Genomic DNA, 8,601 nt, shown 5'->3' on the forward strand with positions numbered 1-8,601 from the left:
TTGATATGTACATGACCGGCAAAATCGAGATTGACCCGATGATTACGCATGTCATGGGTCTCGAAGAGATCAACAAAGCGTTCGATCTAATGCATGCAGGTGAATCCATCCGCAGCGTGGTGGTGTTCTGAATGGCGACAATAGCTGACATATTGGCCGAGCATAAAGACAAAGAGGGGCCCCTCCTCCCCGTGCTGCACGATGTGCAAAAGATGTTCGGTCATGTCAGCGAGGATGCTATGCGCGAGATTGCGCAGGCATTGAACCTGACCCGCGCGGAAGTATATGGCGTCGTAAGCTTTTATCATGATTTCCGCAAAGAAGCCGAACCCCGACCAGTTTTGAAACTGTGCCGGGCCGAAGCCTGCAAGGCACGTGGCGTCGAAGCTTTGGTTCCCATCGCCGACAACCAAAGCCGCATAAAAGTGGAGGCCATTTATTGCCTTGGATTATGCGCGGTTGGTCCATCTGCGATGGTTGGCGAAAAAGTCTATGCACGTTTGGACGGTGCTAAATTCAAAACATTATTGGAGGCCATGTGACCGTCCGGATATCTGATGATGCCGTTGCGATCGCTTGCGGCGCGGACGACGTTGCGGCCGCATTCATTGCCGCGGGCGTCGCCGTCGAGCGCGTTTCGAGTTGGGGCATGCACTGGCTGGAGCCGCTGGTTGATATTGACGGCATCGGCTATGGTCCGGTGTCGGTCGATCAGGTCGCGGATATAATCAAGGGTAAAGCGCCGTCCTTGGGTTGTATTGAGGAACATCCTTTTATCGCCAATCAAACGCGCCTGACTTTCGCGCGCGCCGGCAAAACCCGCCCGCTTTCGTTAGACGATTATTACGCGTCGGACGGCTGGCTTGGGCTGGCAAGGGCCCGCGAAATGGGTGCCCAAGCAACAATTGATACGGTCATGACCTCGGGGCTTCGTGGCCGTGGCGGCGCTGGTTTTCCTGCAGGCATAAAATGGCAGACGGTCGCGCGTGCCAGCGGTGAACAGAAATACATCGTTTGCAACGCAGACGAAGGCGACAGCGCCACTTTTGCGGACCGCATGGTGATGGAGGGCGACCCCTTCATGCTGATTGAAGGCATGGCGATTGCCGGTTTCGCGGTCGGCGCGGACAAGGGTTATGTGTATATCCGCTCCGAATATCCGCATGCTATCGCCAAGATGGAAGCCGCTATTAAGCTTTCGGCCCATTTGGTTGCGCCATTTGTCGTCGAAGTGCGCATTGGCGCAGGCGCTTATATTTGCGGCGAGGAAACATCGCTCCTCAACAGCTTGGAGGGCAAGCGCGGCGAGGTTCGCGCCAAGCCACCCTTGCCCGCGCTGGAAGGCCTTTTTGGCAAGCCAACAATCGTCAATAATGTGCTGACATTAGCCGCTATACCATGGGTGTTACAGCATGGTGGCGAAGCATATGCCGCATTCGGCGCTGGCAGATCTAGGGGTACCATGCCCATCCAAATCGCCGGGAACGTAAAGCATGGGGGCCTGTACGAAGTTGCCTTCGGCATAACGCTTGGTGAACTTGTGCATGATATCGGCGGCGGCACAGCTAGCGGCCGTCCCGTGCGCTGCGTGCAAGTCGGTGGACCATTGGGCGCGTATATTCCGCCTGCACAGTTCCATCTTCCTTTTGATTACGAGGCGTTCGCAGCTGCTGACGCGCTGATTGGCCATGCTGGCGTCAATATATTCGATGACACCGTCGATATGGCCCAAATGGCCCGCTTTGCGATGGAATTTTGTGCCGTTGAAAGCTGCGGAAAATGCACGCCCTGCCGGTTGGGAAGTACCCGCGGCGTTGAAACGCTGGACCAGATTATCGCTGGCAAAAATGTGGAAGCGAATCTCGCGCTGATTGCCGACCTGTCCGAAACCATGAAGTTCGGTTCGCTCTGCGCCTTGGGCGGTTTCACGCCTTATCCTGTTATGAGCGCCATCAAGCATTTTCCCGAGGATTTCCGGTGAGAAGGCTGGGCGCGATCATTGCCGGCGGTAAGGCTACACGCTTTGGGAGCGACAAGGCTGCTGCAATGTTAAACGGCCGACCGCTGATTGAACATGTCGCCGACGGATTACGCAGCCAGGTCGACAGGCTCATTGTCTGCGGGCGTGCATGGCCGGGAATGGATGGGGTAGAAGACGCCCCCTTCCCCGACATCGGGCCTTTGGGCGGCCTGAATGCAGCGCTTCGTTACGCGCAGCAAAACGGGTTTGATGAGGTGGTGACCGCTGGTTGCGATGTCGTTCCCGTCGCCCAATTTCCAATGAAACGTCCCGATGATCGTGCTGTCTATATCGAGGGGCATTATCTGTTTGGCGTGTGGCCTGTTGCGCTTGCGCCACGCCTTGAAAAACATCTGCGCAATCAGGACAATCTGTCGATGCGCAGTTGGATCGCAGCAAGCGGCGCGCAAGCAATCACATCTGCAGATGCTTTCCACAATTTGAACACGCCTTGGGACCTTGCGCAATATGCTGCGATACGGTCGAATATTGGTATAAGGTAGAAACATGACGTACCAGCCGCAAAAAGATTTCGGAACACCGGAAAGTCGTTCGGACGAGGCAGTTTCGCTTTCGATCGACGGCCGCAATGTCACTGTGCCTGCTGGCACAAGCGTCATGCGTGCTGCTGCCGAACAGGGCACGTCTATTCCCAAATTATGCGCCACAGACAGTGTGAAAAGCTATGGCTCCTGCCGTTTGTGCCTTGTTGAAATTGATGGCCGCAAAGGCACCCCGGCCAGTTGTACGACGCCTGTCGAACCCGGTATGGTCGTACACACCCAGACCCCGCATCTGGCGAAATTGCGCAAAGGCGTCATGGAACTGTATATCTCAGACCATCCGCTCGATTGCCTCACATGCGCCGCCAATGGTGACTGCGAATTGCAGGATCAGGCCGGCGCTGTTGGCCTTCGTGATGTGCGTTATGACGTGCAGGCGACACATCTTGGGCAGGAAAAAGATCACTCCAACCCGTATTTCGATTTCGATCCGAGCAAGTGCATTGCCTGCTCGCGCTGCATCCGTGCGTGCGACGAGGTGCAAGGCACGCTGGCGCTGACCATGGAAGGCAGAGGCTGGGATTCAAAAATATCCGCAGGCTTTGCCAGTGACAATTTTATGGGCTCCGAATGCGTGTCTTGCGGTGCGTGTGTGCAAGCCTGCCCAACAGCAACGCTGGTAGAAAAAAAGGTTGTAGAGATCGGCACACCCGAACGCAGCGTTGTTACGACCTGCGCTTATTGCGGTGTGGGCTGCACCTTCCGCGCAGAAATGCGCGGCGAGCAACTGGTGCGGATGGTCCCCTACAAAGACGGTAAAGCCAATCGCGGCCACAGTTGCGTCAAGGGTCGCTTTGCCTGGGGCTATGCCCAGCATCAGGAACGCATATTGAAGCCAATGATCCGCGCATCGATCAGCGACCCGTGGCGCGAGGTCGAATGGGACGAAGCATTTGCCTACACCGCGTCCGAACTGAAACGGATTAGCGCGAAATATGGCCGCAATGCCCTTGGCGGTATTACCTCGAGCCGCTGCACCAATGAAGAAACCTTCCTTGTGCAAAAGCTCGTCCGCGCAGGCTTTGGCAATAACAATGTCGATACCTGCGCGCGCGTGTGTCATTCGCCTACCGGATACGGCCTAAAAACAACCTTTGGCACAAGCGCCGGAACGCAGGATTTTGATAGCGTCGAAGACAGCGACGTCATCCTGATCATCGGGGCCAACCCGACCGACGGCCACCCTGTTTTTGCCAGCCGGATGAAACGCCGATTGCGCGGACAAGATGGACGCCCGGGTGCAAAGCTTATCGTCATCGACCCCCGCCGTACCGACATTGTGCGTTCACCGCATATCGAGGCGCAGCATCATCTTCCGTTACGCCCCGGCACCAATGTTGCCGTACTGTCCGCGATGGCACATGTGATCGTAACCGAAGGTCTGACCGATGAGGCATTTATCCGGGAGCGTTGCGACTGGGATGAATATAGCCATTGGGCCGAGTTCGTATCGCAAGCCCGCAACAGCCCCGAAAGTTTGCAGCCCGTTACCCTAGTTGACGCAGAAGAGCTGCGCGCAGCGGCGCGGCTATATGCAACAGGCGGCAATGGCGCGATCTATTATGGCCTTGGTGTTACTGAGCATTCCCAAGGCAGCTCGACCGTTATGGCAATCGCCAATTTGGCGATGGCAACCGGGAATATTGGTCGCCGTGGTGTCGGCGTAAATCCGCTTCGTGGCCAAAACAACGTCCAAGGCGCGTGCGACATGGGCAGTTTCCCGCATGAGCTTGCGGGATATCGCCACATCAGCGATGGCGACGCGCGGCGATTGTTTGAAGATGACTGGGGTGTAACGCTGGATCCAGAGCCCGGCCTGCGAATTCCCAGCATGCTCGATGCAGCGGTCGACGGTGTGTTCAAGGCACTCTATTGCCAAGGCGAAGATATCCTCCAATCCGATCCGAACACGGCCCATGTGTCGGCCGGTCTGGCGGCGATGGAATGTGTGATCGTTCACGATCTTTTCCTGAACGAGACCGCGAACTACGCGCATATCTTCCTGCCTGGATCAACTTTCCTTGAAAAGAACGGCACTTTCACCAACGCCGAACGCCGCATTCAACCCGTACGCAAGGTGATGACACCATTGAACGGGTTGGAGGATTGGGAAGTCACGCAGCGGCTGGCGCAGGCGATGGGGCTAGATTGGAACTATAGCCACCCGTCCGAAATCATGGACGAAATCGCCCGGCTTACGCCGACCTTTGCGGGCGTGTCCTTTTCCCGGCTGGATGAGGCCGGATCTCTACAATGGCCAGTGACAGCCGATGCGCCCGAGGGATCGCCGATCATGCATGTTGATGGCTTCGTCCGCGGCAAGGGCAAATTTGTTGTAACCGATTATGTGCCTACCGACGAAAAAACGGGACCGCGTTTTCCGTTGTTGCTGACGACTGGACGCATATTATCGCAGTATAATGTCGGCGCGCAAACGCGGCGGACAGAGAATGTCGCTTGGCATCCGGAAGACTTGTTGGAAATTCATCCGGTAGATGCCGAGGATCGCGGATTGAAGTCAGGCGATTGGGTGAAATTGGCGAGCCGTGCGGGCGAAACCACGCTACGCGCGACGGTGACTGACCGCGTTGCCCCCGGGGTTGTCTACACCACATTCCACCATGCCGTGACGCAGGCGAATGTTGTCACCACGGACTTCAGCGACTGGGCAACCAATTGTCCGGAATATAAAGTCACTGCGGTTCAGATCAGCGCCTCCAATGGACCAACCGAGTGGCAGGAAGAGTATGAGGCTTTGTCGACACGCTCACGCCGGGTGGAAGCCGGAATTCCCGCCGAATGAACACCGTTGAGCGCCTGATCCTCATGGCCAATCAGATTGCAACCAATCTGGTGACCGACGATGCCCCTATTGCTGCGGTAGCCGATCATATTCAGCAATTCTGGGACCCGCGGATGAAGCAACTCATTTTTGCGCATGGAACCGATGGCCTGTCTCCGGTTGCTGCCGCCGCCATTGGTCGATTGGCCGACGCGCAAAATGGCGCCTGATAAAGGCGCAACGCCTATCTGCTTTTCTGTGCTTAAGCCTGATCATGGCGCGGCAGAGGTAATAGAGCGGGGCATCATTTTAGAAGCACCCATCGCAATTGAGTATAATGGTATTGGCTATGCGGTGATGATGGCGACGCCAATTGACCTTGAGGACTATGCTGTCGGCTTCAGCATGTCGGAAGGGTTGGTTAGCCACACTGATGACATTCTGGCCATCGATGCGCACAAGGCCGATTTGGGCTGGATATTGCGCATTCAGGTGCCACAAGAAAACGCCGCAAAAGTCTTTGCCCGCGCCCGCCAACGCGTCTCCGAAAGCAGCTGCGGTTTGTGTGGTATGGACAATCTCGAAGAGGTCATGCGCCCTTTGCCCCACATAACTGCGCAGATTGCGGTCGCCGATGTGGCGATTTTTTCGGCGCTATCGGCATTGCGGTCGCATCAGACGTTGAATGCCCAAACAGGTTCGGCACACGCAGCGGCATTTTGCGCGCCCGACGGGGCTATCCTTATGACGCGTGAGGACGTGGGCCGCCATAATGCACTCGACAAATTGATTGGCGCGCTCGCCCGCGCCAACATCGATATCTCAGCGGGATTTATAATATTGACCGCGCGCTGTAGCCTGGAATTGGTTCAAAAGGCTATCCTTGCCAACTGTCCAATGCTCGTCACGATTTCGGCGGCAACTGATCTTGCGATCGACATGGCGAAGAAATCCGGCCTGCGCCTGATAAGTCTAGCCCGCGCAGATTCCGCGCTTACCGCAATGCCCCAAAGCGGTTGATCAACCAGCTTCGGAACATAGAAATCGCAGGGTCGCCCAAGTCGTCGGCGTGGAGTTTTAGATAATAGCCATAGCCGTCTTCGATCACCGCATCATACGGCATCACCAGACGCCCATCCGCTATTTCCTGTGCGAACATATCGATATCTCCCAAAAAGACACCGTTGGCGGTCATCGCGTATTGCGCCGCAGCAATCGTGGTATCAAACGCAAGCCCGCCATGGGTCGCAACGGCTATGTCGCTTTGCCGGAGATACGCCGTCCACAAAAGATCCCGCGGCTCGCCATCCAGTTTGAGGTGCAGAAGCTCCTCGCCTTGAAGAAATGCCTCCAGCGCCTTACCCTGCGCTGCCATCGCCGTGGCCGGTGAACATAAGGGCGCAACGCGCACCATCCACAGAAGATCGGTGATCCGGTCATCAACATTGGGTCGGTCATAAGCAATAGCCATATCGAAATCTGTTGATGGCAGTCCGGTGACGTGCGCGCTTGAGACATCCAAGCGGATATCGGGATGTTCGGCGTGAAAATCACGCAACATCGGCAGGAATAATTGCTGAAGCAAAGATGGCGGCACATGCAGTCGCAGCGAACGGCCAGTCAATTCATCATCGCGGATGGAATTCATCGTTTGCTCTAGCCGGTCGAGGCACTTGCTCACTACAGGCAAAAGCTCTTCACCGGCCGCTGTCAGTGAAAGCCTCGACGCGTCGCGGACGAAAAGTTGCTTTCCCAGCAGCTCCTCAAGCCCACCTACATGACGGCTCATCGCGCTTTGCGATACCGAAAGCGCCGAAGCGCCGCCAGTGAAGCTCAAATTTTGCCCGACCGCTTCGAACGCACGCAGGGCATTGAGCGGCAACCAGCGACGGTTAATGGTGCTGCGATTGGATATGATTTCGACCTTTCGACTGCGGGCAATTCTTCGCTATCACCATAGCCCGACATTTTGACATAGGGCTATGCGAAAATGCGATTTTATTCACCTCTATATCTGGCCCATTCGCATTTTACAGAGGATTCAGCAAAGGCCTAATCATGGATTTGAACCACATAGCCACGCTTTTTGACCAGCGTCGTGAACGGCACACTTTGCCGCAGGCTCTGTATACTGAACCATATAGCTTCGATTTTGATATGGCGGCGGTTTTTGCCGAAAGCTGGTTGATGGCTGGCCTAGAATGCGAATTGCCAAAAACAGGCAGCTATGTGTCGATGATGGTGGGCAAATGGCCTGTTGTCATCACACGGGATAAAGAAGGCACGATCCGCGCTTTTCACAACAGCTGCCGCCACCGCGGCTCAATGATTTGCGCCGTTGGCAATGGCACATCACCTAAGCTGGTCTGCCCCTATCATCGTTGGACCTATGACCTTGACGGATCCCTGTTTGCAGCCGGCCGGATGGACAACGATTTCGACAAAACCGAACATGGCCTAAAGCCTGTTGCGATTGAATGCATATCGGGCACGATCTTCATTTGCCTGTCCGAAACGCCGCCACCGATTGAAGATTTTCGGGAAAAGCTTACGCAATATGCAGCGCCGCATAACCTGAAAGATGCAAAGCTGGCATATGAAAGCGTTCTTGTTGAAAATGCCAACTGGAAGCTGGTGATGGAAAATGGCCGTGAATGCTATCATTGCAGCACCGGACACCCCGAACTAGCAAAAACATTTCCAGTGGGCATGTCCAAACATTTTGACAGCGGCCATGACGCTCGGGTCATAGCTTTCGAGGAAACAATGGACGCGCTTGGCCTGCCGCAAACGCCTGTTGAGGGGCATTATTGGCAAATCGCGCGCTTTGCGTTGAACGAAGGCTGCGTTTCGATATCGGGCGATGGCCAACACCTATCCAAAAAGCTGATGTGCGAAGCCAATGAAGGCGATATTGGTTCGATGCGCTGGGCGGTCGATCCCCACTGCTTTGTGCATTGTACCGCAGACCATGTGTTCATGTTCAGCGCTATGCCCGTCGGTCCCAATGAAACCCATGTGACGGGTAAATGGTATGTGCATAAGGATGCTGTCGAAGGTGTTGATTATGACGTCGAAAAACTCATAGATCTGTGGACCAAGACAAATTTAGAGGACAAGGCGTTGGCCGAAAACAATCAGGTTGGTGTTAATAGCCTTGGCTACACACCCGGCCCATATTCGCAAGAAGCCGAAATGCTTGCGCAGCGTTTTACCGACTATTATTGCGACAAGTC

Annotated in this window: 8 protein-coding genes and 1 pseudogene; 8 read left to right on the forward strand and 1 reads right to left on the reverse strand. The window is 55.4% G+C overall.

What is annotated here, in order from left to right:
• From ACIQ2T_RS10150 to fdhD, 7 genes and pseudogenes are all read left to right on the forward strand, one after another.
• Positions 1-131: pseudogene (locus ACIQ2T_RS10150) on the forward strand (S-(hydroxymethyl)glutathione dehydrogenase); the annotation flags it as partial.
• Entirely contained in the window at positions 132-542 is a 411-nt protein-coding gene (locus tag ACIQ2T_RS10155; RefSeq protein ID WP_397590706.1) for an NAD(P)H-dependent oxidoreductase subunit E, read from the forward strand. It begins immediately after the preceding pseudogene.
• Complete coding sequence (locus ACIQ2T_RS10160) at positions 539-1,981, forward strand: NADH-ubiquinone oxidoreductase-F iron-sulfur binding region domain-containing protein (RefSeq protein WP_397590707.1); 1,443 nt, start codon at positions 539-541, stop codon at positions 1,979-1,981. Before ACIQ2T_RS10155 ends, ACIQ2T_RS10160 begins: the two co-directional genes overlap by 4 nt.
• Complete coding sequence (locus tag ACIQ2T_RS10165; protein ID WP_397590708.1) at positions 1,978-2,523, forward strand: molybdenum cofactor guanylyltransferase; 546 nt, start codon at positions 1,978-1,980, stop codon at positions 2,521-2,523. Before ACIQ2T_RS10160 ends, ACIQ2T_RS10165 begins: the two co-directional genes overlap by 4 nt.
• A 4-nt stretch (positions 2,524-2,527) precedes the next feature.
• Complete coding sequence (gene fdhF, locus ACIQ2T_RS10170) at positions 2,528-5,386, forward strand: formate dehydrogenase subunit alpha (RefSeq protein WP_397590709.1); 2,859 nt, start codon at positions 2,528-2,530, stop codon at positions 5,384-5,386.
• Complete coding sequence (locus tag ACIQ2T_RS10175; RefSeq protein ID WP_397590710.1) at positions 5,383-5,595, forward strand: formate dehydrogenase subunit delta; 213 nt, start codon at positions 5,383-5,385, stop codon at positions 5,593-5,595. The genes fdhF and ACIQ2T_RS10175 overlap by 4 nt, the downstream gene beginning before the upstream one ends.
• Entirely contained in the window at positions 5,585-6,385 is an 801-nt protein-coding gene (fdhD, locus tag ACIQ2T_RS10180) for a formate dehydrogenase accessory sulfurtransferase FdhD (RefSeq protein ID WP_397590711.1), read from the forward strand. The genes ACIQ2T_RS10175 and fdhD overlap by 11 nt, the downstream gene beginning before the upstream one ends.
• Here the strand turns inward: fdhD and ACIQ2T_RS10185 are convergent.
• Positions 6,360-7,247, reverse strand: coding sequence for a LysR substrate-binding domain-containing protein (locus tag ACIQ2T_RS10185; protein ID WP_397590712.1), 888 nt, complete (start codon positions 7,245-7,247; stop codon positions 6,360-6,362). The genes fdhD and ACIQ2T_RS10185 overlap by 26 nt on opposite strands.
• Positions 7,248-7,423: 176 nt before the next feature.
• On the opposite strand from ACIQ2T_RS10185, the gene ACIQ2T_RS10190 reads away from it, so the two are divergent.
• On the forward strand, positions 7,424-8,601 hold a 1,178-nt coding region (locus ACIQ2T_RS10190), incomplete at its 3' end, for an aromatic ring-hydroxylating dioxygenase subunit alpha (protein ID WP_397590713.1).

This window comes from Sphingorhabdus sp., from assembly GCF_044357595.1.
Lineage (GTDB): Bacteria > Pseudomonadota > Alphaproteobacteria > Sphingomonadales > Sphingomonadaceae > Sphingorhabdus_B.